Below are 23,019 nucleotides of genomic sequence, written 5' to 3' on the forward strand. Positions count from 1 at the left end.
CTGAAAAGGTCTCACACAGAGGGCACAGAGAACACAGAGGAACAGCGGAGAGATTGAAGTTCTCTCCGTGTCCTCCGTGTCCTCTGTGTGATGCCAATCTGTTTCTCGCGAACCAGAACAATGCTCGGAAACGTGGTATGATGCGGAGGAAAGTCTCGTGAGGACGCTCCCTCAGGATGACATCTTCCTGGTGTTGCGGAAGTTGTGAAGAATGCACAGCCGATTTCAAGAAGTGGTATCACGCGGAGACGCAAAGACGCGGCGACACGGAGAGCGAGGTCCTCCGTGTCGCCGCGTCTTCGCGCGAGGCTTTTCGATACCTGTCCCTACACCGCCGGCCGCATCGCCGGCACCCGTTTCCCGAGCAGCTTGAGGCCGTAGTAGGTGATGGGCGGGTACAGCCCGTCGGCCAGCGACCAGCCGACGACGTACGCCGCGTTCCCCTGGAACACGCCGAAGAAGTTCGGGTGCTCCCAGGTGCCGAAGAGCACCTGCTCGAACACCTTCACCACCACGCTGAAGGTGGCGAAGAGCACGAACTGGAGCCACATCGGCTGCGTGCGCCACACTCCCAGGTACAGGAACGTCAGGCAGACGCCGATCCACACGAAGGTGTGCAGGAAGTTGTTCACCCAGGGGAGGAAGCTCATCACCCCCGCGCGGAAGAGCAGGTAGTTGGCGATGAAGACCGACACCGCCCACGCCGAGCCGACCAGGAGCGCCGTGGAGCGCTCCTCCGGCTCCAGGCGCGGCTTGATCACGCGGATCGCGGCGAACAGCCCCGCGTAGAGGAGGAGCGCCGCCGCAACCGTCAGCGGAGTGACCGTGTGCATCGCGCCCTCCCTCTAGCGGGCCTCGTGGATGCGCGGCGCGGCGTAGTGCGCCAGCGCCATCACCGTGAGCTGCGGGTTCACGGTGGTGGAGGTGGGGAACACGCTCGCGTCGCAGACGAACAGGTTCTGGTAGCCGTGCACGCGGAAGCCGGGGTCCACCACCCCCAGCGACGGGTCGCGGGAGACGGCGTTGCCGCCCTGCGGGTGCCCGGTGCCCAGCGTCAGCTCGTACGGGTCGAGGGCGACGGCCGGGAGCTGCGCCAGCATGTTGGGGTGCGTGAACTCCAGGTACCGCCACGAGTTCAGCATCAGCCTCCGCGCGCCCGCGGCGAAGAGGATCTGCCCCAGCTCCATCAGCGCGTCGGCCAGCTTGCGCCGGTCGCCGTCGGTGGGCCTGTAGTGCACCGCCGCCCCGCCGGTGAGCGCGTCGCCGATGCTGCCGTTGCGCTCGGTGCCCACCAGCACCCCCACCGCCATCAGCCGGCGGTAGGCGCGCATGTTGTGGTAGTGGTCCTCGAACCAGCCGGGCATGTTCACCGCCTGCGAGACGGGCGGGTTGAACCAGGTCTCGTACACCCACCCGCGCTCGGGGCGCGGCACGCCGAAGTGCGAGATCTGCAGCCCGTCGAAGGCGTCCATCGGGTCGTCGAACTCGGCGGTGAACGGCGCGCCCAGGTTGAAGCTCACGTGGCGCCCCACCGGGAGCCCGGCGCCGATCCGGCTCTGCTTGAGGAGGTAGCTGGAGGCGATGGGGCCGGCCGCCACCACGAACTTGCGGGCCCGCACCCGCAGCGTGCGCCCGTCGGGGAGCTTCGCCACGGCCTCGGTGGCCCGGCCGGCGCCGTCGGTGGCGATCCGCTGCACCGGGGCCTCGGAGAAGATGCGCACCCGGTCGGCGCCGAAGTCGCGCTGCGCCCAGGGGAGCGCCGTCTCCAGCATGGAGAGCTTGGCGCCGTAGCGGCAGCCGATGTTGCAGTAGCCGCACCCCAGGCAGCCGGCGATGTTGGCGTCCACCGCGGCCGTGCGCAGCTGCTCCGGCGTGAGCCCCAGCCGCGCGACGCCCTCCAGGTACTTCGGGAACGAGGGGTTGAGCCGGTTGTGCGGGTTGTAGGGCGTGCCCTCGTCCTGGGAGCGGATCTTCAGCCACTCCTTCACCTGCTCGGTGCTGCGCCGGTACTCGTCGGCGTCGATCCCGGCGCGCAGCTCCTCGTTCCAGCGCCGCAGCACGTGGTCGGGGGTGGCGAACGACACCGCGTTGTTGATCACCGTGCTCCCGCCCACGCAGCTCCCCTGCAGCACCGTGAAGCGGAAGTCCTCGGTCTGCTGGAAGGCGCCGTCGGAGTACAGCTTCCCGATCATCTCCACCTCGTCGGGGACGAACTCCTTCGGCGGCACGTACATCCCGCGCTCCAGCACCACCACCGACGCCGAGGGGTCCATGCCGGCGAGCTGGTAGGCCAGCACCGCGCCCCCCGCCCCGCTGCCGATCACGCAGATGTCGGCGTCCACCACCTCGTGGCCCACGTCGTCCGGCTGGTGCACGCGGAGCTTCGGCTCGCTGGGCTTCAGCAGCCCCAGCGTGCGCAGCTCCTCGGCGCGCGGGCGGGCTTCGAACACCCGGTAGCCCACCGTGGCGTGGGCGCGCGGGTCGTTGTAGTAGCCCACGTAGGTGACCTGCTTGCCGATGCGGATCACCGCCTGCACCAGGCGCCGGAAGACGTCGGGAAGGAGCGGGAGGAGCACGTCGGCGAAGAAGTGCCGCTTCAGGTGGTCCAGCCGCCCCTCCTGGTCCAGTTCGGAGAGCGGCGCCTTGAGGTAGAGCACCGGGTGCGCCTGGATCGCCACCAGCGCGGCGCGCTGCACCCACTTGCGCTTGGTGCGGATCTTCGCGACGTACTGGTCGACGTTGCGGGCCACCTCGGGCGCGGGGACGGCGCGCTCGGGGCCCAGCACCAGCACGTCGGAGAGCCCGATCAGCGTGCGGTACTGCCCGGGGCTCAGGAACCGGGGCTTCAGCCAGCGGCGGAAGCAGTGGTTCTTCACCAGCCAGGTCCCGATCGCGAGAGCCGCCTCGGCCAGGACCGTCACCCACATCAGCGTGCCGACGGTCGTCGTCCACCCCAGGAGGGTGACCACGGCCCCACGGTCGGCGAGGACGAGCGCCAGCAGCCCCGCCAGCGCGGTGAGGACCAGCCCGGCCGACACCACGCTGGCGGCGGGGAGCCGCTGGCGCGGCCGGTGGGCCACGTAAAGCGCCGCCAGCGCCAGGGCCGCCCCCCACCCCGCCGCGTGCGCGGCCAGCAGCGGCTCGGCGAACACCTGCCGCAGCCCGGCGGTGAACGGCCCCACGGCGGCTGCCGCGGCGAGGGCGGCGCCGGCCAGCGCGACCGGCACCAGCGGGACGCGGATGGCGCCCGCCTCGAGCCCCTGGGTCCAGTCCGGCCAATCGGGAGCGCCCTGCTTGGCGCGCGCCTCCCGGGCCGCGCGCGCCCCCTGGAGCACCAGGGAGGCGACCAGCACGTCGAGCGTCACCGACGCCGCGAGCACCCACGGCGCCGCCGCGCCGGCCACGCCCGCGACGGCGTACGCCGTCCCGGCGGCGGCGGATACGATGAGCGCCGCCGCCAGCGCGTGCGCCAGCCCGCCGCGCCGGCGCGGGTCGCCGCCCGCGTACATGCACAGCAGCATCAGCACGGCGGCGCGCCCGGCGGCCGCGTCCACCCAGGGCGGCTGGCGGAGCGCCTCGCGCCAGGGGCCGGGGACCACCGCGCCCAGCAGCGCCAGCGCCGCCAGGGCGAAGTACAGCATGGCGGCCAGGTGGAGCGTGCGCTTCAGGGCCCGCTCGGGGTCGGTGAGCGTCTCCAGCGGGAGCGGCGCGTCGGGCCCCGGGAGCCCGGCGAGCGCGGGGACGGGGACTCTGGCCTCGGCGAGGGTCTCGGTGGTGCTCATGGGAGCTCTCTCCGGCCCGCGGCGGAGTGGTCGCCGGAAGGCCGCCGGTGAAGGTGAACGGGAGGGGAATGAAAGAGGCGCGGCGCGGCGGAGGCCGCGGGCGCGGGGACTTCCGAAGGGGGAGGGCTCCGCGGCGCGGAAATCCTCTCAGGTCAATTGTAGGGGTCGAATCCGGGCGGTCAAGGCTCTCGTCGCGCTGGCCGACAGGCAGCGGGTGGGCGCACGGGTGAGGAAGTTCGGGGATGGATCAGGAGTCCGGATGGGCGGGCCGCCGCTCCGCGGGAGAGCGGCGGCATCTGCTCTAAGCGGCCCGCCTCCGTGCGGCCACGCGGCGGGGCTTCGCCGGAGGAGTCTCCTCCACGGGGGATTCGCCCAGCTCACCCAGCGGCTCCAGGCGGATCTCGGCGCGGCGGCCCAGCGCATGGCAGACCTCCGCGAGAGTGCGCAGCGTCATGTTGCGCGCGCCGCTCAGCAGGGCGGTGACGTTCGCCCGGCTGGTCCCCAGCATCCGCGCGAGCTCGGCGCGCGAGACGCCGGCCTGCTCCATCAGCCCGGCGATCTGCTCGGTGGTCCACAGGACGAGGCGTTCCTGCTCGTACTCGCGGCGCGCCTCCGGCGTGGCGGTCTGCCGCTCGGTCCACTCGCGGTTCCTCATCGCCTCCACCCTTTCTGGTCGAAGTACCAGCGCCGGCGCTCTTCGGCCCGCTCCAGGTCGGCGCGGCTGTGCTTGTCCTGCTTCTTGATCACGGCGTGCGCCAGCATCACGTGGCGGTCCGGCGTGAAGAAGCAGTAGATGCGGATCTGGAAGCTCTTGAATTCCCAGATCTCGTCGCGGTCGGCGAGCTTCTTGAACTTCGTGTCGTTCGAGATGCGTCCCGCCTCTCCCAGCATCTCGAACATCACGTCGAGCTTCCGTCGGTCGCCTGGCTCCAGTGCATCCAGGAAGTCGCCCACCGGATCGGAGCGGTCCGCCAGCTCCAGGCACTGGATCGTGAACCTGGCTCCGACGTATTCCGGAGGACGCGGCATCAAGCGCCTCCCGGCAAGGGACCGGAAGCATATGTTAACATATAGATTAACATCAAGCAAGTCGGCTGGAGGGGTACGTCTCGGAAGGAATCCGGACGGAGGAAACACAAACGTACAACTCCTGACAGTCGGTTGCAAGGGATGCGTCTCCGAAAAACGAAGCAACGCCCCCGCCGGCGAAGGCGGGGGCGTTGCGGTTCATTCTCCGGACGCGTGCCCTACTGCACCACCACCGTCGCCCGCATGGACGGGTGCGGCTCGCAGTGGTAGGGGTTGCTCCCGGCCTGCGTGAAGGTGCGGCGGAAGACGGCGAAGCGCGGCAGCACGTTCGAGTCCCAGACGTCCGCGTCGGACGTGCTGGAGTGCTGCGAGGGGCCGCAGTTCACCCAGACCACCTCCTGTCCCGACGCCACGGTGACCTGCGCCGGCGAGAACTGGAAGTCGGAGATGCGCACCACGTTGGCCGGCTGGGTGCCCGTGCAGAGCTCCTCGCCGTCGGTGGCGGTGATGCCGCCGCGGTCGGAGAAGCACCCGGCCAGCGACGACGCCGCCACCAGGGCCGCGAACGCCGCGCACGCGAAGCTGTAGGTCGAATGCGCTTTCATCGGACCACCACCGTGCCCTTCATGAAGGGGTGCGGAGTGCAGTGGAAGGGGTAGGTCCCCGGGCGCGTGAAGGTGTAGCGCCACGTCCCTCCGCTCTGGACGAGCCCCGAGTCGAACGAGTTGTCGTCGGCCGTCACCGTGTGCGCCAGCGGGTCGTTGTTGGTCCACTCCACCGTGGTGCCGGCCTCGATCTCGATGCGCGCCGGCACGAAGGCCAGGTTGCGCATCCCCGCCTTCTCCACCTTCCCCGTGGGCGCCACCCCGCCCTCCTGCGGCGCGGCCGGCGGCGGGGGCGGGGCCGCGGGCGCGGCCGCCGCGCCGCGGCCGAACCAGCGCTGCAGCGTGAGCGGGATGGTGAACTCGAAGCCGTAGCGCACCACGTCGTCGCCCTTCGAGACGCCCTGGAGGGTGTAGACCGTGGTGTTGGTGGCCTGGATCGAGAGCGTGTGCGGCGTGTGCGGGATCGCCAGGTGCAGCCCCGCGCTCCACGCCATCTGCTCGCCCTCGTGCCGGTCGGTGAGCTGGGCCACGTCGCCGGCCAGCGCGAAGTAGCGCGAGATGCGCACCGTGGCGCCCCCGGCGAGCGCGAAGCGCGTCTGCCCGGCCGAGTCGGCGTCGGCCAGCACGCGGCCGGCGGCCACCACCCGCACCGGCCCCTCGCGCCGCGCCAGGCTCACCTCGCCGTCCACCCCGTCCGAGGCCAGGTTGTAGGCCACCATCCCGCCCAGGTCCAGCGGCGCGCCGCGGTCCTGCTGGAAGAGCGCGTGGCGCAGGAAGAACTCCCACTCGTTGGGGAAGCCCGGCGCCAGCGTGGAGTTGGTGGAGTAGTGGAACCCCACCAGCGTCCGCATCGGCAGCCCCGCGGCCACGGTGAAGGTGGGGAAGTTGGTCACCTTCCGCTGCGGCGCGTCGCTGGCGATGAAGCGGTGGATGAAGTGGAAGTACAGCTGTCCGCTGCTCCCCACCCACCCCCCGTTCAGGTTGGGCGAGCGGTCGAGCAGCGACTGGGCGCGCGCGGGTGCTGCGAGCGCCCCGGCCGCGAGGGCTGCGGCGCACACGGCGCGGACGAATCTCGGCACGGTCTGGCTCCAGGCTGGGGTAAACATCAGTGCCCAGTGCCTAGTGCCCAGTGCCCAGGAAGAAACCGTGCAGTTCCTGGGCACTGGGCACTGGGGACTGGGCACTTTACGTCACTGAACGGTAATGGTGCCCTTCATCCCCATCGCCATGTGGGGCATGCAGAAGAACTCGTAGCGGCCAGCCTTCACGCCCGCGAAGGAGACCACGTAGGCCCCGTTGGGCTCGGTCACCAGCGCGCCCCAGAGCGGCTGCAGCTGGTTCGGCATCGCCGCCGCCAGCACCCGCTCCACGTCGTCGGGCACCTTGGCGGGGTCGAACGACACGTTGTGCGGGCCGCCCGACACGTTCACGAAGCGGATGCGGTCGCCCGCGTGGATGGTCAGGTTCGCCGGCTCGAAGCGGGCCGTCTGCCCCTCCATGATCATCTTCACCTCGTGCGTGGCGGGGGGCGTGGCCGCCTCCAGCCCGCTGCGGGCGCCCATCGCGGCCAGGGCGAGCGCGCCCGCGGCCAGACCCATCGCGATCTTCCTGCTCATCGTACTGCCTCTCGTTTCAGGGGTGGTTTGCGAGGCCGCGCGCTACTGCACGACCACCTGGCCAGTCATCCCGCTGTGCCGGGTGCACTGGTAGTTGTAGGTCCCCGCGGTGGGGAACGTCCGGCTCACCGAGGTCCCCGAGCGCGTGTCGGGGATGCTGCCGCCCGTGGGCGCCGCGCCCGAGAAGGTCACGTTGTGCGTGGCGCCCGAGATCTGCCACGTCACGGTCCCGCCCGCCGCGATCGTCACCGTCTGCGGGCTGAAGCTCTCGCCCGGCGTGGTGACGGTGGCCGTGCTGTTCCCCGGCGGCGGCGGGGGCGGGGGCGGCGCCGTGGTGGTGGTGACGGTGATGGTCGCCGTGGCCGTCTTCGTGGTCCCGCCCGAGGCCAGCGTGGCGGTGATGGTCGCCGTCCCCGCCGCCACGCCGGTCACCAGCCCCGACGCGCTGACGGTGGCGACCGCCGAGCTCGACGACGACCACTGCGCGCTTCCCAGCCCGCTCATGGCCGCGCCGTACTGGTCGCGCGGCGTGGCGGCCAGCTGCAGCGTGGCGCCCACCTGCACCGAGCCGCTGGACGGGCTCACCGTGAGCGAGGTGTAGGTGGGGGGCTGCTGGGGAGTGTCGCCGCCCGCCTTCACCTCGACGGTACCCTGGATCTCGTGGCGCGTGCAGTGGTAGGCGTACGTCCCCGGCTGGCTGAACTTGCGGCTGACCGAGGTGCCCTCCTCGGTGCGGCCGGCGCTCCCCCCGTCGGGCGCGATGGTGTAGAAGGTCACCGTGTGGTCGTCGTCCACCATCGTCCAGGTGACCGTCCCGCCCACCGCGATGGTGACCGCCGGCGGCGAGTACCCGCTGCGCCGGGCCGCGACCGCGGCGGTGCTGGGCGCGGGCGGGGCGGGAGGCGCGACCACCGTGACGCTCGCCGCCGCCTGCCGGGTGACGCCGCCCGCCGTGAGCGACGCCGTGATCGTCACCGCGCCCGCCGCCACGCCGCGCACCACGCCCGACGCGTCCACCGTCGCGCGCGAGGCGTCGCTGGTGCTGAAGGTCGGCGCGGGGAGCCCCGCCATCGCGGCGCCGTTCTGGTCGCGCGGGGTGGCGGTGAGCTGGAGCGTTCCTCCCACGTTCACCGAGCCCGCGTCGGGCGAGAGCGTGAGCGAGGTGAAGGTGGCCGAGGGCGGCGGCGGCGGCGGCGCCGTGACCGTGAGGTCCGCCGTGGCGGTGTGGGTCGCCCCTCCCGCGGTCAGCGTGGCGCGGATGGTGACGGCGCCCGCCGCCAGCCCCGTCACCAGGCCGTTGCCGTCGACCGTGGCCTTCGCCGGGTCCGACGACACGAAGGTGGGCGCCGGGAGGCCGCTGAGCGCGTTCCCCGCGGCGTCCTTCGGCGTCGCCGTGAGCTGGAAGCTGCCGCCGACGGGAACCGTGCCGCTGGTGGGCGAGAGCGCGAGCGACGCCAGGGTGCCGCCGCCGTTCGCCGGGGGGGTGGTCTCCGTGGGGGTGCCGCCGGAGGCCGCGCCGCCTCCGCCGCACGCCGCCGCGATCGTCGCCGCGAGCGCGACCGCCAGGTACTGCCGGTACCGCATCCTGCCTCCTGCGTGGTGCGTGAGCCCGGCCGGAGCCAGGCGGATGGTGATGCTGGACATGACGCCCTCTCGAACCGGAGAGATGATCACCCGTGGGACGAGACCTTCGCTCGCTGGCGAACGAGGGAGATCGGCCGCCGGGAGATGACGGAGCGAATCCGTTTCGGTGGATTTCCGCCGGGGATCGCCCGCACGTGCCGTTCGGGGCTCCCCGGTGGGATCAAGCCTGGTGGGCCAGCGAGCCTCAGTCGCCGGAGAGTCGTGCAAGCCTTTCCTTCCCACCCCGGGTCGGGCGGCTCGCTGGCCCGGTCTGTCGCTTTCACCGCCACTGGAAGGCAGGACCGATACCGCGTGCAGGTGCGGATGTTTAAACAAGTTGAAACCCCTTGCCAATCAGATGTTTGCGGTGCGTCGGCGCCCATTTCGACGCGTCGCGGGACCCCCTCCCCGGTGTCTCACGGCGCTACATCCTGTCCCGCCTCCCGACACGGTGACTCACCGCGATACACTGCCGCGCTGTCGAATCCGGAGCCTCGCCGCACCGTGCCTGCCCCCGCACCACCGCCAGGCGAGGCTTCCTGCCGTCGTTGCCGCGGCTTCAGCCGCCCCTGTCCCCCCTGCCCTCCGTCACCCTTGTCCCGCCCCGCCCCCGTCGCTAAAACATCCGTCCGCGCCCCGTCCGGCGCCCCGTCCCCGACCCCTAAGCTTCCCGCGCGTGAGCCTCGCCGCATGAGCACACCCGAGGGCGCCGTCCCGCCCGCCCCGTCCGAGCCCGCGACGTCCGACGAGCAGCGCATCGCAGCGGCGCTCGGCCACTGGCGGAGCAAGCTGCTCGACCTGAGCAAGCGCAACCGCGCGCTCAACTTCCGCGTGACGAAGGTCTCCACCGTGGCCGTCGTCGACGAGCAGCCGGCCGAGGTCTTCCGCCGCCTCTACCTCCAGGAGAAGCCGATGCGCTTCCGCGCCGCCGCCGAGCAGCCGGCGGAAGGAGCCGGGGCGGGATCGGGCGACGCGGGGGAAACGGCCGCGCCGGGCGGGGAAGAGGCGCCGCGCACCGCAGGGGGAAGCTCGATGGTGGGCGAGATGATGCAGATGAACGCCCGCTCCGCCGGTCCGGCCGGGGCGGAGGCGGGGGGTGCGTCGTCTCCTTCTCCGGCAGGTCCCGAAGCGGCGGCGAGCGACGCGGCGGCAGCCCCGGCGGAGTCAACCCTCGGCGCCTCGGACGTGACGACGGCGTCCACGACCGAGGCGGCGCCGGTGCTTTCGCCCGCGGAGGGTCAGGCCGCCTCGACGCCCGCGGCGGCCGGGGAGGACGTGTTCGAGGCCATGGAGGAGGACGCGGAGCCGTCCGCCGCCGCGTTCGCGCCGTACGAGGCGGCCAGGCTCGACGAGCGGCACCGCGACGACACGCTGCAGACCGGCGCCGCGCCGGAGCAGCTCGACAGGTCGCTCCGCAGGATCGACGAGCAGGCGCGCGAGACCATCGAGGAGCAGGGCGTCAACGCGCTCTTCCTGGCGCTGGGGATGCTGCACTACCGCGACGCGAAGGACGCCGGCGAAGTCTACCGCGCGCCGCTCCTCCTCCTCCCCGTCGTGCTCACGCGCAGGTCCGCCGCGGCCGGCTACACCGTCGCCGCCACCGACGACGACCCGATCGTCAACCCCACGCTGGCCGAGTACCTCCGGCAGAACTTCGGCGTCGTCCTCCCCGACATCCCCGACCCCAGCACCATCGCCGACGACTACGACCTGCAGCAGTTCTTCGCCGCCGTCACCGCGGCGGTCGCCAACCAGCCCGGCTGGCGGGTGACCACGGAGATCTACCTGGGGCTGTTCGCCTTCCAGAAGTTCGTGATGTACAAGGACCTGGAGGCCAACGGGGCCGCCTTCGCCGCGCACCGGCTGGTCCGCCAGCTCGTCACCCGCAAGGGCGAGGCGGTGGTGGGCCTCCCCGACGAGGTGCGCGCGATGGAGCTCGACGCCGAGTTCCCGCCCGAGCGCACCGCGCAGGTGGTGGACGCCGACTCCAGCCAGCTGCGCGCCATCGCCGCCGTCTCGCGCCGGCACGACCTGGTGCTCGAGGGGCCGCCGGGGACGGGGAAGTCGCAGACCATCACCAACCTGATCGCCCAGGCGCTCGCCAGCGGGCAGTCCGTCCTCTTCGTGGCCGAGAAGATGGCCGCGCTGCAGGTGGTGCACGACCGCCTGGTGCGCGCCGGGCTCGGCGACTTCTGCCTGGAGCTGCACTCCACCAAGGCCAACAAGCGCGCGGTGGTGAAGGAGATCGCCCGCTCGCTCGACGCCTCGCTGCAGCGTCCCAGGCCGGGCGAGTCGGCCGCCGCGCGGCTCCCCGGCGTGCGCGACGAGCTCACCGCCTACGCCGACGCCGTGCACACCCCCTACGGCGCCGCCGGCTTCGCCCCCTACCGCGGCTTCGGCGAGCTGCTGGCGCTGCGCGACGCGCCCCGCCTGAAGCTGGAGAAGCCGGTCGGCGGCGTCACGCGCGAGCAGTTCGAGGACACGGTCCGCGGTCTGGAGGACCTGGCGAAGGCCGCCGCCGAGACCGGCGACCCCGCGCGCCACCCCTGGCGCGACTCCACGCGCACCCTGTGGACGGAGGACGAGCTGGAGGACGCCCGCGCGCTCCTCTCCGGCCTGCGCTCCGCCGTCGTCGAGACGATTCGTCTCGGCGGCGAGATCTCCACCGCGTACGGCCTCCCGCCCGTGCGCACCGCGAGCGACGCGCGCACGGCCGTCCACGTGGCCGGGGTGATGCGCCGCTCCCCCGGCGCCCCGCTCGCCATCCTCAAGAGCGACGCCTGGAACGCCCCGCCGCGCGAGGCGCTGGAGCTCGTCGAGCACGGCCGCCGCCTGGCCGGGCTGCGCGCGCGCGTCGGCGAGCGCTTCACCGACGAGGCGCTCGGGCACGACCACGCCGCCGACATCGCCTACATCGTGGGGAAGGAGAGCGGCTTCCTCCGCTTCCTCAACTTCCTGAGCGGACGGTATCGGTCCACGAAGCAGCGCTGGCTCTCCTACCGCCGCCCCGGCTACCGTGCCTCGCTGGCCGAGCAGGCCGAGGAGATGAAGCGCGTGGGCGAGCTGCGCCGCGAGCGCCACTGGCTGGGCGGGCGCGAGGCGGTCGGGCGGCACCTCTTCGGCGCCCTCTGGTTCGGCGAGGCCAGCGACTGGGAGGCGCTGGACGGCTACGTGCGCTGGGTGGTGGAGTTCCGCGGCCTCTGCGTCGCCCACCGCCTGGCCGACCGCGCCGCCGAGCTGGCCGCCGCCGCCGCGCCCGACGTGTCGCTCGCCACGTCGCTCGGACAGGCGGTGGAGCGCGTGGACCGCTCGCTCGCCGGGCTGCGCACGCTCGCTGGGTTTCCGGCGACGTACCTCGCAGGAGCGCCGCTGGCGGAGGTCGAGGTCCGCGCGCGCGAGCTGGAGGAAGGGCTCTCGCAGGCCCCGCGCTGGGCGGCGTTCGAGCTGGTGCGGCAGAAGGCGGCCGCCGGGCTGGCGGCCGAGCTGCTGGCCCCCGCCTTCTCCGGCGAGGTGGCGTTCGCCGACCTGCCGCGCGCCTTCCGCCGCGCCTTCCACCAGAAGTGGGTGAGCGCCGCCGTGCAGGAGCGCGAGCCCCTGCGCCAGTTCGCGACGATGACGCACGAGCAGCGCGTGGAGGAGTTCCGCCGGCTGGACGCGGAGGTGCTGAAGGAGAACCGCGACGCCCTGGTCGCCCGGCTCCGCGACGAGGTGCAGGCCCGGCTGCGCGCCGACGAGGCCAAGGCCGGCATGCCCTTCCTGCAGCGCGAGATGGCGCGCGAGCGGCGGCACGCCCCGCTCCGCCGGACGCTGCAGACGTCGGGCGCCGCCATCCGCGCCATCAAGCCGTGCTTCATGATGAGCCCGCTCACCGTGGCGCAGCTCCTGGAGGGCGGCCGGCCGGGCTTCGACGTGGTGATCTTCGACGAGGCCAGCCAGCTTCCCTCCGAAGACGCGGTGGGCGCCATCGTCCGCGGCGAGCGGCTGGTGGTCGTCGGCGACCCCAAGCAGCTGCCGCCCACCAACTTCTTCGCGGTGATGGCCGGGCAGGAGGCCGCCCCGCTCGCCGACGACGGCACCCCGCTCTTCGAAGACACCGAGAGCGTGCTGGAGGAGTTCCTGGGCGCGGGCGTGCCGAAGACGCGGCTGCGCTGGCACTACCGCAGCACGCACGAGTCGCTGATCACCTTCTCCAACGTCTCCTTCTACGACGCCGACCTGCACACCTTCCCCAGTGTGGAGACCGACAGCCACGCCGAGGGCCTCGTCTTCGAGTACGTCCCCGACGGCGTGTACGAGGGGAAGGGGCTCAACCTGGTCGAGGCGCGCCGCGTGGTCGACGCCGTCGTCCGCCACGCGAAGGAGTATCCCGAGTTGAGTCTCGGCGTCGGCACCTTCAACCTGCGCCAGCAGCTGGCCATCCAGGACGAGCTGGAGGCGCGCCGCCGCGAAGACCCGTCGCTGGAGCCGTTCTTCTCGCGCGAGAAGACGGAGCCGTTCTTCGTTAAGAACCTGGAGAACATCCAGGGCGACGAGCGCGACGTGATTCTGCTGAGCGTCACCTACGCGAAGGGGCGCGACGGGCGGCTGCGCTACAACTTCGGGCCGATCAACGGCGAGAACGGCTGGCGGCGCCTGAACGTGCTCACCACCCGCGCCCGGCGGCGGATGGTGGTCTTCAGCTCCATGAAGGGCGACGAGATCAGCCCCACGCACGCCACCTCGCGCGGCCCCGCCCTCCTGCGCGACTTCCTCCTCTACGCCGAGCGCGGCCGCCTGGACGCCGCCGAGGCGAGCGCGGCGGCCGACACCGAGTCCGTCTTCGAGCGCGAGGTCTTCCAGGAGCTGACGCGGCGGGGGCTCGCGCTCAGGCCGCAGGTGGGCGTCGCCGGCTACCGCATCGACATGGCGGTGGTGGACGACGAGGTCCCCGGCCGCTACGTCTGCGGCATCGAGTGCGACGGCGTGGCCTACCACTCGTCCGAGACCGCGCGCGACCGCGACCGCCTGCGCCAGCAGGTGCTGGAGGCGCGCGGGTGGGAGATCCACCGCGTCTGGTCCACCGACTGGTTCAAGGACCGCGAGGGCCAGGTCGAGCGCCTCCTCCGCCTGGTGGTAGACTCCCGCCGCCGCGCCCGCGAGGAGACGGCGGCGGAGAAGGAAGCCGCGGTCCAGGCCGCCGCCCGCGAGCAGGCCGAAGCCGCCGCCTCCGCGCCGGCGGACTCCACCGCGGAGCGGATCGAAGCCGCCGCGCCCTCGCCCGACGCCGGGGTCCCCGTCTTCACCGCGGCCCCGTCCGTGGAAGCGGAAACACCCTCCGCCGTGCCGCCCGCCGCGTCGCCTCCAGCGGACGAAGCCGCCGCGCCGCCGCCGGTGCCGCTCGCGGCGCAGCCGTACCGGCGGGCGGACGACAGCGCGCGCCACGCCGGGACGGACATCCTTTCCGCCCCGCCCGCGCTGCTGCTGAGGGCCATCGAAGACGTGGTCGCCGCCGAGGCCCCGATCCACGTGGAGGAGCTGGTCGCGCGCGTGGGGGCGATGTGGGGGCTGGCGCGCGTGGGCAACCGCGTGCAGGGACGCATCGAGTACTCGCTGCGGTCGCTGGAGCAGGCGGGCAGGCTCCAGCGCCGCGGCGAGTGGGTCTGGAACGCCGAAGGCACCCTGGCCGTGCGCACGCGCGCGGGCACGGGCATACCGGCCGAGCGCATCCCGCCCGAGGAGTACCGCGAGGCGGTGCTGATGGTGCTGCGCGCCACCGGCCCCGTCCCCCGCAAGGAGCTGACGAACCGCGTCCGCGCGCTTCTGGGCTTCAGCCGCACCGGCGCGCGGCTGGACGAGGCCATCGGCGCCGCCATCGACGCCCTCCTCGCCGACGGCACCGCCGGCGAGGCCAGCACCGGCATCTGCCTGCGGGAGTGATCCCCGATCCTCGCATCGGTGATGGGACTTGCACAGTGGACAAAGTAGACGTAACATAGATACTCTACCGCGACAGCTAGAGAGTACCTATGAACGCCAAGCCATTTGCTCCCCAACTGCACTACATCGAGGAAGCGCACGAGAAGCTAGGACTCACCTATGCTCAGATCGCGAGCGCGCTTGGCACCGACGAGAGCACGCTCAACCGCTGGCGCACCGGCGAGTCTCAGCCTGACGCCGCCCACATCAGCCGCATCGAAGAGCTCCACGAATTCCAGATCGAGTTGCTGGACGCCATTTACCCTTACGCGGCTCGCGATTGGCTGACCCGTGAGGTTCCGTCCCTTGGCGGACGGCGTCCCATCGACCTCTTGGTCGCGGGTGATATCGCGCCACTTACCCGAATCTGGCTGCGGATTAATCTCGGCATGCCTACTTGAGCGACGCTGTTGGTCAGCATCGATCTCCGCGTGGGAGTCCGCGAAGGCGGACTTTGCGCAGTTGTAGCGGTGAATTCATTCGCCCTCTCCCGCCCGCGGGACGATAGAACGGCGCCCCGGGGATCGCTCCCCGGGGCGCCGTGCTTCGTCCCGACCGACAGTCGCCGATCCGGCGACTGGCTTACTGCGCCGGCCGCGCGCCCTCCGTGGCGCCCGTGCCCACGCCGCGGCGCTCAGTACCGGTGGCGGGGACCTCGCGCTCGCGGTCGTCGGGCGAGGGCGGGGCGGGCGGCGAGGTCAGCGCGCGCTGCACCTCGTCCGCCGCCTGGTCCTCGCCGGGCTCGGGCGACAGGCGGCCCAGGAACTCCGGGAGCTCCACCCCGCCGATCTCGCGCACCACCTGCATCATCGGCGGCAGCGTGCGCACCAGGTTCTGCAGGAAGTTGCCGGTGCCCTGGCCCGTGCCGCCGTCCCACACCACCACCTTGTCGAACTTGATGTTCGAGATGGCCGTGGCCGCCGTCTCCGCCAGCGTGTCCAGGTGCTCCAGCATCAGGAGCTGGAACGCCTCCTTCGACCCGCCGCACGCCTCCACGATCCGCTTGAGGCCCTCGCCCTTCTTGGCCAGGATCTCGTACTGGCCGCGCGCCTCCGCCTCCAGCCTGGCGTAGGTCGCCGCGGCCTCGGCCAGCGCGTGGATGCGCCTCTTCTCCGCCTCGGCCTCGGCCTCCACGATGGTGCGGGCCTTCTCGGCCTTGGCCGGCGCCTCCAGCGCGGCGCGCCGCTCCGCCTCCACCCGCTCGGCCTCGGCGAGGGCCGCCTTCGCCATGGCCCGGTTCTGCGCCTCCAGCACCGCGGCCTCCGCCTCGCGCTTGCGCTTCTCGCCGATCTCGTACGCCTCGGCCTGGCGCACCTGCAGCTGCGCGTTGGTGGCCACGATCTGCGCCTGGCTCTGCGCCTCCCCCGCGATCGCCTTGGCCTCGGCGCTCGCCACGGAGATGCGCTTCTTCTGCTCGGCCTCCTTCACCTGCGCCTCGCGCTCGTAGGCGGCCGTCTGCTCGCCGACCTTCTGCTCCTTCTCCAGCTCGGCCACCCGCACCGCCTGCTCGCGCTGCGCCTCGCGGATGCCGATCTCCATCTCCTTGTTGGCGCTGGCCACCTGCACCTGCTTCTCGCGCTCCGCCTCGGCCACGCGGATCTCGCCCATCTTCTCCTGGTCGGCCACGTCGCCGCGCGCCTTCTGCACCGCCTCGGCCGCCGCCTTGCGCCCGATCGCCTCGATGTACCCCGACTCGTCGTTGATGTCGGTGATGTTCACGTTCAGCAGCACCAGGCCGATCTTCTTCAGCTCGGGCTCCAGCGAGGTCAGGATGTTGTGCAGGAACGCCTCGCGGTCGCGGTTGATCTCCTCGATGCGCATGGAGGCGATCACCTGCCGGAGCTGGCCGAAGATGATGTCCTGCGCCTGCCGCTTGATCTGCGCCTGGTCGAGCTTGAGCAGGCGGACCGCCGCGTTCTGCCGCACGGCCTCCTCGGTGCCGACGGCCACCGTGAACACGCTGGGCACGGAGACGCGGATGTTCTCGAAGGAGAGCGCGTCCTTGAGCGGGATGTCGATCTGGATCGGCTCCAGGCTCAGGTAGTCGTACTCCTGGATGATCGGCCACACGAAGGTGCCGCCCCCGGAGATGCACTTGGCCGCGTTGCCGCCGCCCACCATCCCCGAGACCACCAGCACCCGGTTGGCCGGGCAGCGCCGGTAGCGGCTGGAGAGGAAGAAGACGAACCCCAGGACCAGGACCACGGCCAGGAGCACCGTGCTCCCCAGCAGCGCGTCCGGAGTCACCTGGAGCAGGGCCAGGCTGGCGACGAACATGGTTCAGACCTCCATTGAAAGGGAGGGCGCCACCTCCACGGTGTCGGGGCCGACCACGTCGACCACCACCACCTGGGCGCCGGTGGGAAGGGACTGCTCCGAGACGGCCTGCAGCTCCACCGTGCGCCCCTGGAGCGCCACGTGGACCTTGCCGGGCCGGGCCATCCCGCCGGGGATGCTCAGGTAGACGGTGGCGGCCTCGCCCACCGCGCGCTCCAGCCGTACCGTGCCGTCGCGCTCCAGCCTGCGCAGCTGCCGCTGGGCCGCCGCGACCAGCGTCGCCGCCGTCCCGCCCACCAGGAGCGCCGCGGGAAGGGCCAGAACGCCCGCGCCCCCGGTCGAGAGCACCAGCATCCCGATCAGCCCGAAGAAGGCGAGACCGGCCGCCAGCGCGCGCAGGGAGAGCAGGTTGAGCGCCTCGCCCGCGTGCACGTCCAGGTTGAGGTCGAACCAGTGGTGGTGGTCCATCCCCGCCAGCCCCAGCAGGAGCTGGATCACCAGGATGGCCCCGCCGGCGACGGCGCAGACGAAGAAGAAGGTGCTCACGATCCCGGGAAGAGGTGGGAGGGGAGCGGACGCGCGGGAGGGGGAACGCCAGGCGCCCGGAATCTCGCCGCGTCCGCACTCCCTGTCAACCACAGCGCACTACGGGGAAAGCCGCCGTCAGTTTCGCGGCAACTCACGATTGTGCAAAGGCTTGGCAGAAAACATCCGGACGAAACTGCTGTAACGGCGGACCTGGGCGTGTCCCCCTGAAGGGGGCCGGGCTGCGCGCGCCGTAGGGCACGATACGACCGTGCCCAACGGCGCCGGGCCACCGCCGCCACGATACCCCCTGTGGCGGCGGCGTCCCGGCCCTGTCGGGCGCGCATCCCTCACGCGAACTGCAGGGGACAGGGAACAGCCAGCTCGAATCCGGCAGACGAGAGCCCCACGAGCTCGTCGTCCGCGGGGCTCGTCGTTTTCTCCCGAGACTGCGCCGTCAGGAAGCGGCCTGCTCGGCGGCCTCGACGGCCGGTGCGAAGCGCGAAGCGAAGCCCTACCGTCCGCCTGCGTCCTCCGCCCGCCGGAGGGCGGCGGTGACCACGGCGAGCCAGAGCGCGCCGACCGCCGCGCCGGCCAGGATGTCGGAGGGCCAGTGGCTGCCGAGCCGCAGGCGCGCGAGGGCGACGGAGCCCAGCACGCCCAGGAAGAGCGCCACGGCCAGCGTCTGTTCCCAGAAACTGCGGCTGGCGCGCAGCCACAGGTAGACGAAGAAGCCGTAGGCCGCCACGATCTGCGCCACGTGGCCAGACGGGAAGGAGTGGAACCCCGGCGAGGCGATGCCGCCCGCGACGGCCACGGGGCGCGCGCGGCTCCACGCGAGCCACCCCAGCAGCACCACCAGGTCCAGCATGAAGAACGCGGCGAGCACGGCCAGCGCGCGCAGCGGCCGCCGCAGCCACACGCAGACCAGCGCCGCCGCGAGCACCACCGGGATCATGAAGACGGAGTTTCCCGGAGACTCGGCCCAGAGCGCCGTGCTGAAGCTCATGGCGTCGGAGCGGTCGAGCCGGCGCAGCAGCACGCCCTCCCACGCCAGCCGGCCCTCCTCCTCCAGCCCTCGCGTAACGAAGCAGAGGCCCAGCATCACCCCCGCCGAGACGCCCAGCCCGATGGCGAGCGTCCAGAGGAAGCGCCGCCGCGCCGCGTCGGGGAGCGCCCGCCAGTCTTCGCGGAAGCGCCGGGCCGTGCGCCGCACGCCCGCGATCAGCAGCGCTCCGCGCCGCCCCTCTCCTCCGCGATCCGGTCCCGCGTCGTAGCTCATGCCCCTCCGGTCCCATGCTTCCGCCGCGCCCCGGGCAAGAAGAGGACCGGCCCTCATCGTCTCCGCGCCTCGTACTTCGTGCCTCCACTCGCGCACTCACGCACTTCCGCACTCACGCACTTCCATCCCTGAAACTTCCCCGCGGACCCTCCCGTAGACCTGCCCCTCGCTCGGCGAAAACCGTTTCACGTCTCTGCTCCGGGAGCGCAACATGCCTGAGAGAAGCAAGTTCGAGACGATCCTCAAGTGGATCGTGCTGGTGATCGTGGCCCTGGTGGCCCTGAACGTGGCCCTGAAGGTCCTGTTCGTCGCGGCGTGGCTGGGCAAGATCCTCCTCTTCACCGTGCTCCCGCTGGTGCTGCTGGTGTGGGGCGCGTTCAAGCTGGTCGAGTGGATCCGCGGGAGGAACGGCGGCTACAGCGGCGGCTACACCGAGCCCGACCCGAACTCGTAGCGGGCGGCGGGTCCGGTCGACGCCGAGACGGCGCGGCGGGGAGTCCTTCCGGCTCCCCGCCGCGTCGCGCGTTTCGTAACGCCTGGGTCACGCGGAGGAGGTCTCCGCCGACGGGTCGGACGCGGCGTCGCGGAAGAGCGAGGACCAGTCGCGGGTGGGCTCGCCGCGCTTCCACACCACGTCCAGGGTGGCGTTGCGGGCGCGCGGCTCGCGCAGGGCGTGGACGATGACCTCCGCCGCGTCCTCGCGGCCGAGGCGGTACCAGGGCCGCATCGGCAGGCGCCGCCGGGTGACCATCAGGGCGTGCTTCCCGGCCGGGCCGTCGGCCAGGATGCCGGCGTGCACGATGGTGTAGTCGAGCCAGCTCCGGCGGATCTCCTCCTCGGCGCGGCGCCGCCACTTCAGCGTGTTGCCCTTGATCAGGTTCAGCAGGAAGGCGAGTACCGACCAGCGCGTGGTGCCGATGGCGCCCATGTAGACGAGCCGCCCGCGGAAGCTGGTCGCGCGGGCGGCCCGCAGCACGTTGAGCGTGCCGTCGTACTCGGTGGACTTCACCAGCCGCTCGGGCGCCGGGCGCTTCGTCACCCCCGCGGTCAGCACGACGCCGCTCGCGCCGCGGAGGGCGGGGGCGAGGGTCTCCGGCTTCGTGAGGTCGCCCTGCACCACTTCGACCGCGCCGCCGAAGATCTCCCGCGCCTTCTCGGGCGTGCGCGCGAGGACGCGGACGGGCGTGCCTTCGCGCAGGAGCAGGTCGGCGACCAGCCGACCCGTCCCCTGCGTGGCGCCGATCACCAGGACGGGACCGTCACCCTTCATCCGACCCTCCCCGCCCCGACGGCTCAGTCGCCCGCCGCGCCCCCGTGCGCCGGGCGGCGCGAGAGCGAGCTGGGCGCGTCCAGGTTGGCGCCGTCGTCCACCCCCACGCCCATCCGGTCCACCAGTTCGCCGCCCAGCCACCCGGTCACCATCGACAGCCCGCCGCCGGCCAGCGAGAGCGCGATGGCGAGCGTCTCCGGGTCGGTGGGCGCGTCGCGCCGCAGCAGCCAGCTGAGCGCGAAGAGCGTCACCACAATGACGTTGCCCGCCCCGTGCAGCGCCCCCACCCGCTTCGCGCGCGTCCCGGCGGGGATCTTGGTCCAGTCCGCGAAGCCGAAGACCGCCGCCAGCAGCCCGCTCAGCACGCCGAGCGCGATCAGCCAGAAGGAGACCAGGGCCCACTGCCCGCTTCCTTCCGCCACGTGGCAGAGGTCGAAGAGCACCGCGCCCGTGAGCGTCCCCAGCGGCAGCACGATCAGCATCTGGTGCACCGGGTGCCCGAGCACCTTCACGCGTGCCTCCATCGCTCCCCTCCTTTCCGCCGTTCCGTACTCACGCACTCACGCACTTTCCCCTACGGCAGCGCGAACACGATCAGCGCGTTCCCGCGCGGGGCGCCGTACATCTCCGGCGCGTACCCCTCCACCCAGCCGCCCCAGCCGGTGGGCACCGCCACGTACTGCCTGCCGTTCACGCTGTAGGTGACCGGGTTGCTGTGGATGCCGCTGCCGGTCTGGAAGGTCCACAGCACGCGCCCGCTGCGCGCGTCGAAGGCGTGGAAGTTCCCGTTGGGCTCCCCGGCGAAGACCAGGTCCCCCGCGGTCGCCAGCACGGAGGAGAGGATCGGGTGCTCGGCGCGCCACGACCACACCTCCCGCCCCGTCGCGGGGTCGAACGCCTTCACGTGCCCCCACTGCTCCTGGTCGAGCGCCACCTCGCCGCCCCAGTAGGGCATGCTCTCCTCGAACTCGGTGGGCTTCAGCTTGAAGGTGCCGCACGCCTCCACCACCGGGGTGTAGAGCAGGCCCGTCCGCGGGCTGTAGGCGGCGTGCGGCCACTCCTTGAGCCCCGCCGGGCCGGGGCAGATGTGCACGCCCTCCGGCGTGGGCGTCCGCTGCACCGCCACCCTCCCCTGGGCGTCGATGGCGCCCCAGGTGACGCGGCCGTAGGGGACGGCGCGCACGAACTGGCCGTTGGTGCGGTCCAGGACGAAGAGGTGCCCGTTCTTGTCGAAGTGGGCCAGCAGCTTCCGCCCCTCCTGCTCGAACAGGATGTTCTCGTTGACGCCGTCGTAGTCCCACACGTCGTGCGGCGTCCACTGGTAGTGCCAGCGCAGCGACCCGTCGTCGGGGTCGATGGCCACCATCCCGCTGGTGTAGAGGTTGTTCCCCGGCCGCACGCTCCCGTCGAAGTCCGGGCCCGGGTTGCCGACTCCCCAGTAGACGAGGTCCAGCTCGGGGTCGTAGGTGCCCGTGATCCACGCCGTCCCCCCGCCGCGCGCCCAGCTCTGGTCGCCGCCCCAGGTGTCGGCGCCGGGCTCGCCGGGCTTCGGCACGTTGTAGCGCCGCCAGACCCGCGCGCCGGTGCGCAGGTCGAAGGCGTCGATGTGCCCGCGCACCCCGTACTCGGCCCCCGAGCTGCCGACGATCACCAGGTTCTTCACCACCAGCGGCGCCAGCGTGGCGCTCTCGCCGGCGCGCACGTCCACGAAGGTCTGCTGCCACACCGGCCGCCCGTTCGCGGCGTCCAGCGCCACGAGCTGGCCGTTCTGGGTGGCCACGAACACCCTCCCCTGCGCCACCGCCACCCCGCGGTTGACGTTGCCGCAGCAGAGCGGCACGTCCAGCGGGATCGGGTGGCGGTACTGCCAGAGGAGCCGGCCGCTGGCGGCGTCCAGCGCCCACACGTAGCCGTCCCACCCGGAGACGTACATCACCCCGTCCACCACGATCGGGGCGGCCTCGAACGAGTAGGTGGCGGGGTTGGCGACCAGGCCGATCACCCCGGTCTGGAAGACCCAGGCGGGCCTGAGCCGCGCCACGTTGCCGGTGTTGATCTGGTCCAGCGGGCTGTACCGCTGCCCGTCGTAGGCGCCGTAGTAGGTGAGCCAGTTCTGCGGCTCGGAGCGGGCCCGCGCGATGCGCTCGGAGGTGACCCCCTGCGCCACCGGCGGGGCCGAGCCCGCCTTGGCCTCGTTCATGTCCGAGAACGGCCGGGCCTGCTGGGTGATCGGGTAGCGGGTGCGCACTCCGCACGCCGGGAGGAGGAGCACCGCGAGGGCGACGGCGGACGCCAGGCGCAGATTGGTCGCAGCATGCGTGGTCATGGCTCTCCCTCCCTCAGGGCCGGCGCTGGCGCGGACGGTCGAGCTTCGCCTCGGGCGGCACCTCGCCGCCCACCATGATCAGCCCCAGCATCCCGCGCCCGGCGTGGTTGGAGATCGGGCAGCCGAACCAGTACAGGCCCGGCTGGTCGAGCCGGATCCGTACCCGCCCCGCGGTGTGCATGGGGAGCATCATCGCCTGCCGCTCGGGGACGCTGGGGGCGAAGATGGCGTGGAGGTTCTGGTCGGTGTTGTGGACCTCCAGCTCCAGCTCGCCGCCCTGCGGGATGCGGATGATGGCCGGGCGCCAGATGAACTGGTTCTTGGGGATGGTGATCTCGTCGCGGTACACCCCGTCGCGCCCCCGCTTCGCGTGCGAGAGGCCGCCGTGGGCGAACAGCCGGGCCACCACGCGCCCGTTGGGGTCGTCCACCGCGGGGAGCTCGTTGACCAGGCGCACCACGTCGGGGTTGAGCTGCTTGAGCACGCTGGGCCTCAGCAGCTTCACGTACTCGCACGACGAGAGGAAGGTGAACAGGGCGAGCGGCACGAAGAGCCGGAACCAGTGGGCTTTCATGGTTCCAAACCTCACGAGGAAGGGTGCCCGGCGGCCCGGGGAGCGACCCGAGGACAGGGCGCGCTGCGCCTTCAATAAATATGCCAATGATATAGTTGTAATATTGCGGAGAGCCGGCGCTGACTCGGGTGGTCCCGGGACGCCCGCGGGCCCCG

18 protein-coding genes are annotated in these 23,019 nt (G+C 72.1%); 3 read left to right on the forward strand and 15 right to left on the reverse strand.

Features of this window, described 5'->3' with window-relative positions; all coding sequences use genetic code 11:
* Positions 1-326: 326 nt before the first annotated feature.
* From VF746_13620 to VF746_13655, 8 genes are all read right to left on the reverse strand, one after another.
* A complete protein-coding gene (locus VF746_13620; protein HEX8693455.1) occupies positions 327-833 on the reverse strand; it encodes a hypothetical protein in 507 nt (168 codons plus the stop codon).
* A gap of 12 nt (positions 834-845) precedes the next feature.
* A complete protein-coding gene (locus VF746_13625) occupies positions 846-3,782 on the reverse strand; it encodes a GMC family oxidoreductase (GenBank protein ID HEX8693456.1) in 2,937 nt (978 codons plus the stop codon).
* A 301-nt stretch (positions 3,783-4,083) separates the two neighbouring features.
* The gene (locus VF746_13630; protein ID HEX8693457.1) at positions 4,084-4,437 is read right to left on the reverse strand and encodes a helix-turn-helix transcriptional regulator; all 354 of its coding nucleotides are present in this window, start codon (positions 4,435-4,437) and stop codon (positions 4,084-4,086) included.
* Positions 4,434-4,811, reverse strand: a complete 378-nt coding sequence (locus tag VF746_13635) for a type II toxin-antitoxin system RelE/ParE family toxin (protein HEX8693458.1) — start codon at positions 4,809-4,811, stop codon at positions 4,434-4,436. The genes VF746_13630 and VF746_13635 overlap by 4 nt, the downstream gene beginning before the upstream one ends.
* A gap of 218 nt (positions 4,812-5,029) precedes the next feature.
* Entirely contained in the window at positions 5,030-5,416 is a 387-nt protein-coding gene (locus VF746_13640; protein HEX8693459.1) for a plastocyanin/azurin family copper-binding protein, read from the reverse strand.
* Entirely contained in the window at positions 5,413-6,495 is a 1,083-nt protein-coding gene (locus VF746_13645; protein ID HEX8693460.1) for a cupredoxin family copper-binding protein, read from the reverse strand. Before VF746_13645 ends, VF746_13640 begins: the two co-directional genes overlap by 4 nt.
* Before the next feature lie 111 nt (positions 6,496-6,606).
* The gene (locus VF746_13650; GenBank protein HEX8693461.1) at positions 6,607-7,032 is read right to left on the reverse strand and encodes a plastocyanin/azurin family copper-binding protein; all 426 of its coding nucleotides are present in this window, start codon (positions 7,030-7,032) and stop codon (positions 6,607-6,609) included.
* 42 nt (positions 7,033-7,074) lie between these two features.
* Complete coding sequence (locus tag VF746_13655) at positions 7,075-8,676, reverse strand: Ig-like domain-containing protein (protein ID HEX8693462.1); 1,602 nt, start codon at positions 8,674-8,676, stop codon at positions 7,075-7,077.
* 669 nt (positions 8,677-9,345) lie between these two features.
* Between VF746_13655 and VF746_13660 the strand changes: the two genes are divergently transcribed.
* Entirely contained in the window at positions 9,346-14,571 is a 5,226-nt protein-coding gene (locus VF746_13660; GenBank protein HEX8693463.1) for a DUF3320 domain-containing protein, read from the forward strand.
* An 89-nt stretch (positions 14,572-14,660) separates the two neighbouring features.
* Positions 14,661-15,011 (forward strand): helix-turn-helix domain-containing protein, encoded by a 351-nt coding sequence (locus tag VF746_13665; GenBank protein ID HEX8693464.1) that lies wholly within the window; start codon positions 14,661-14,663, stop codon positions 15,009-15,011.
* Between the two features lie 181 nt (positions 15,012-15,192).
* Here VF746_13665 and VF746_13670 read toward each other — a convergent pair whose 3' ends face one another.
* From VF746_13670 to VF746_13680, 3 genes are all read right to left on the reverse strand, one after another.
* Positions 15,193-16,887: an SPFH domain-containing protein gene (locus VF746_13670; GenBank protein HEX8693465.1), complete on the reverse strand. Its 1,695-nt coding sequence runs from the start codon at positions 16,885-16,887 to the stop codon at positions 15,193-15,195.
* A gap of 3 nt (positions 16,888-16,890) precedes the next feature.
* On the reverse strand, positions 16,891-17,433 hold the full coding sequence (locus VF746_13675) for a hypothetical protein (GenBank protein HEX8693466.1): 543 nt from the start codon (positions 17,431-17,433) through the stop codon (positions 16,891-16,893).
* 493 nt (positions 17,434-17,926) lie between these two features.
* Positions 17,927-18,694: a phosphatase PAP2 family protein gene (locus VF746_13680; protein ID HEX8693467.1), complete on the reverse strand. Its 768-nt coding sequence runs from the start codon at positions 18,692-18,694 to the stop codon at positions 17,927-17,929.
* A gap of 211 nt (positions 18,695-18,905) precedes the next feature.
* Between VF746_13680 and VF746_13685 the strand changes: the two genes are divergently transcribed.
* Positions 18,906-19,148, forward strand: coding sequence for a hypothetical protein (locus tag VF746_13685; protein HEX8693468.1), 243 nt, complete (start codon positions 18,906-18,908; stop codon positions 19,146-19,148).
* Positions 19,149-19,235: 87 nt separating this feature from the next.
* Here the strand turns inward: VF746_13685 and VF746_13690 are convergent, their stop codons facing one another.
* Genes VF746_13690 through VF746_13705 form a run of 4 tightly spaced genes read right to left on the reverse strand, consistent with a single transcriptional unit; the run spans position 19,236 to position 22,864 of the window.
* Entirely contained in the window at positions 19,236-19,964 is a 729-nt protein-coding gene (locus tag VF746_13690; protein ID HEX8693469.1) for an NAD(P)H-binding protein, read from the reverse strand.
* 23 nt (positions 19,965-19,987) lie between these two features.
* A complete protein-coding gene (locus VF746_13695) occupies positions 19,988-20,488 on the reverse strand; it encodes a DUF2231 domain-containing protein (GenBank protein ID HEX8693470.1) in 501 nt (166 codons plus the stop codon).
* 50 nt (positions 20,489-20,538) lie between these two features.
* Entirely contained in the window at positions 20,539-22,290 is a 1,752-nt protein-coding gene (locus VF746_13700) for a PQQ-dependent dehydrogenase, methanol/ethanol family (protein HEX8693471.1), read from the reverse strand.
* 13 nt (positions 22,291-22,303) lie between these two features.
* Positions 22,304-22,864 carry an MSMEG_3727 family PQQ-associated protein gene (locus tag VF746_13705; protein HEX8693472.1) on the reverse strand — a complete coding sequence of 187 codons (561 nt, stop codon included), beginning with the start codon at positions 22,862-22,864 and terminating at the stop codon, positions 22,304-22,306.
* Positions 22,865-23,019 lie beyond the last annotated feature (155 nt).

The organism is Longimicrobium sp., assembly GCA_036389795.1.
GTDB lineage: Bacteria > Gemmatimonadota > Gemmatimonadetes > Longimicrobiales > Longimicrobiaceae > Longimicrobium.

Bases quoted from the DNA above. Each gene is read 5' to 3' on its own strand.
- VF746_13640 (HEX8693459.1), bottom strand. From the start codon at position 5,416: ATGAAAGCGCATTCGACCTACAGCTTCGCGTGCGCGGCGTTCGCGGCC.
- VF746_13700 (HEX8693471.1), bottom strand. From the start codon at position 22,290: ATGACCACGCATGCTGCGACCAATCTGCGCCTGGCGTCCGCCGTCGCC.
- VF746_13630 (HEX8693457.1), bottom strand. From the start codon at position 4,437: ATGAGGAACCGCGAGTGGACCGAGCGGCAGACCGCCACGCCGGAGGCG.
- VF746_13650 (HEX8693461.1), bottom strand. From the start codon at position 7,032: ATGAGCAGGAAGATCGCGATGGGTCTGGCCGCGGGCGCGCTCGCCCTG.
- VF746_13685 (HEX8693468.1), top strand. From the start codon at position 18,906: ATGCCTGAGAGAAGCAAGTTCGAGACGATCCTCAAGTGGATCGTGCTG.
- VF746_13625 (HEX8693456.1), bottom strand. From the start codon at position 3,782: ATGAGCACCACCGAGACCCTCGCCGAGGCCAGAGTCCCCGTCCCCGCG.
- VF746_13635 (HEX8693458.1), bottom strand. From the start codon at position 4,811: ATGCCGCGTCCTCCGGAATACGTCGGAGCCAGGTTCACGATCCAGTGC.
- VF746_13655 (HEX8693462.1), bottom strand. From the start codon at position 8,676: ATGTCCAGCATCACCATCCGCCTGGCTCCGGCCGGGCTCACGCACCAC.
- VF746_13620 (HEX8693455.1), bottom strand. From the start codon at position 833: ATGCACACGGTCACTCCGCTGACGGTTGCGGCGGCGCTCCTCCTCTAC.
- VF746_13705 (HEX8693472.1), bottom strand. From the start codon at position 22,864: ATGAAAGCCCACTGGTTCCGGCTCTTCGTGCCGCTCGCCCTGTTCACC.
- VF746_13695 (HEX8693470.1), bottom strand. From the start codon at position 20,488: ATGGAGGCACGCGTGAAGGTGCTCGGGCACCCGGTGCACCAGATGCTG.
- VF746_13680 (HEX8693467.1), bottom strand. From the start codon at position 18,694: ATGAGCTACGACGCGGGACCGGATCGCGGAGGAGAGGGGCGGCGCGGA.
- VF746_13660 (HEX8693463.1), top strand. From the start codon at position 9,346: ATGAGCACACCCGAGGGCGCCGTCCCGCCCGCCCCGTCCGAGCCCGCG.
- VF746_13690 (HEX8693469.1), bottom strand. From the start codon at position 19,964: ATGAAGGGTGACGGTCCCGTCCTGGTGATCGGCGCCACGCAGGGGACG.
- VF746_13665 (HEX8693464.1), top strand. From the start codon at position 14,661: ATGAACGCCAAGCCATTTGCTCCCCAACTGCACTACATCGAGGAAGCG.
- VF746_13670 (HEX8693465.1), bottom strand. From the start codon at position 16,887: ATGTTCGTCGCCAGCCTGGCCCTGCTCCAGGTGACTCCGGACGCGCTG.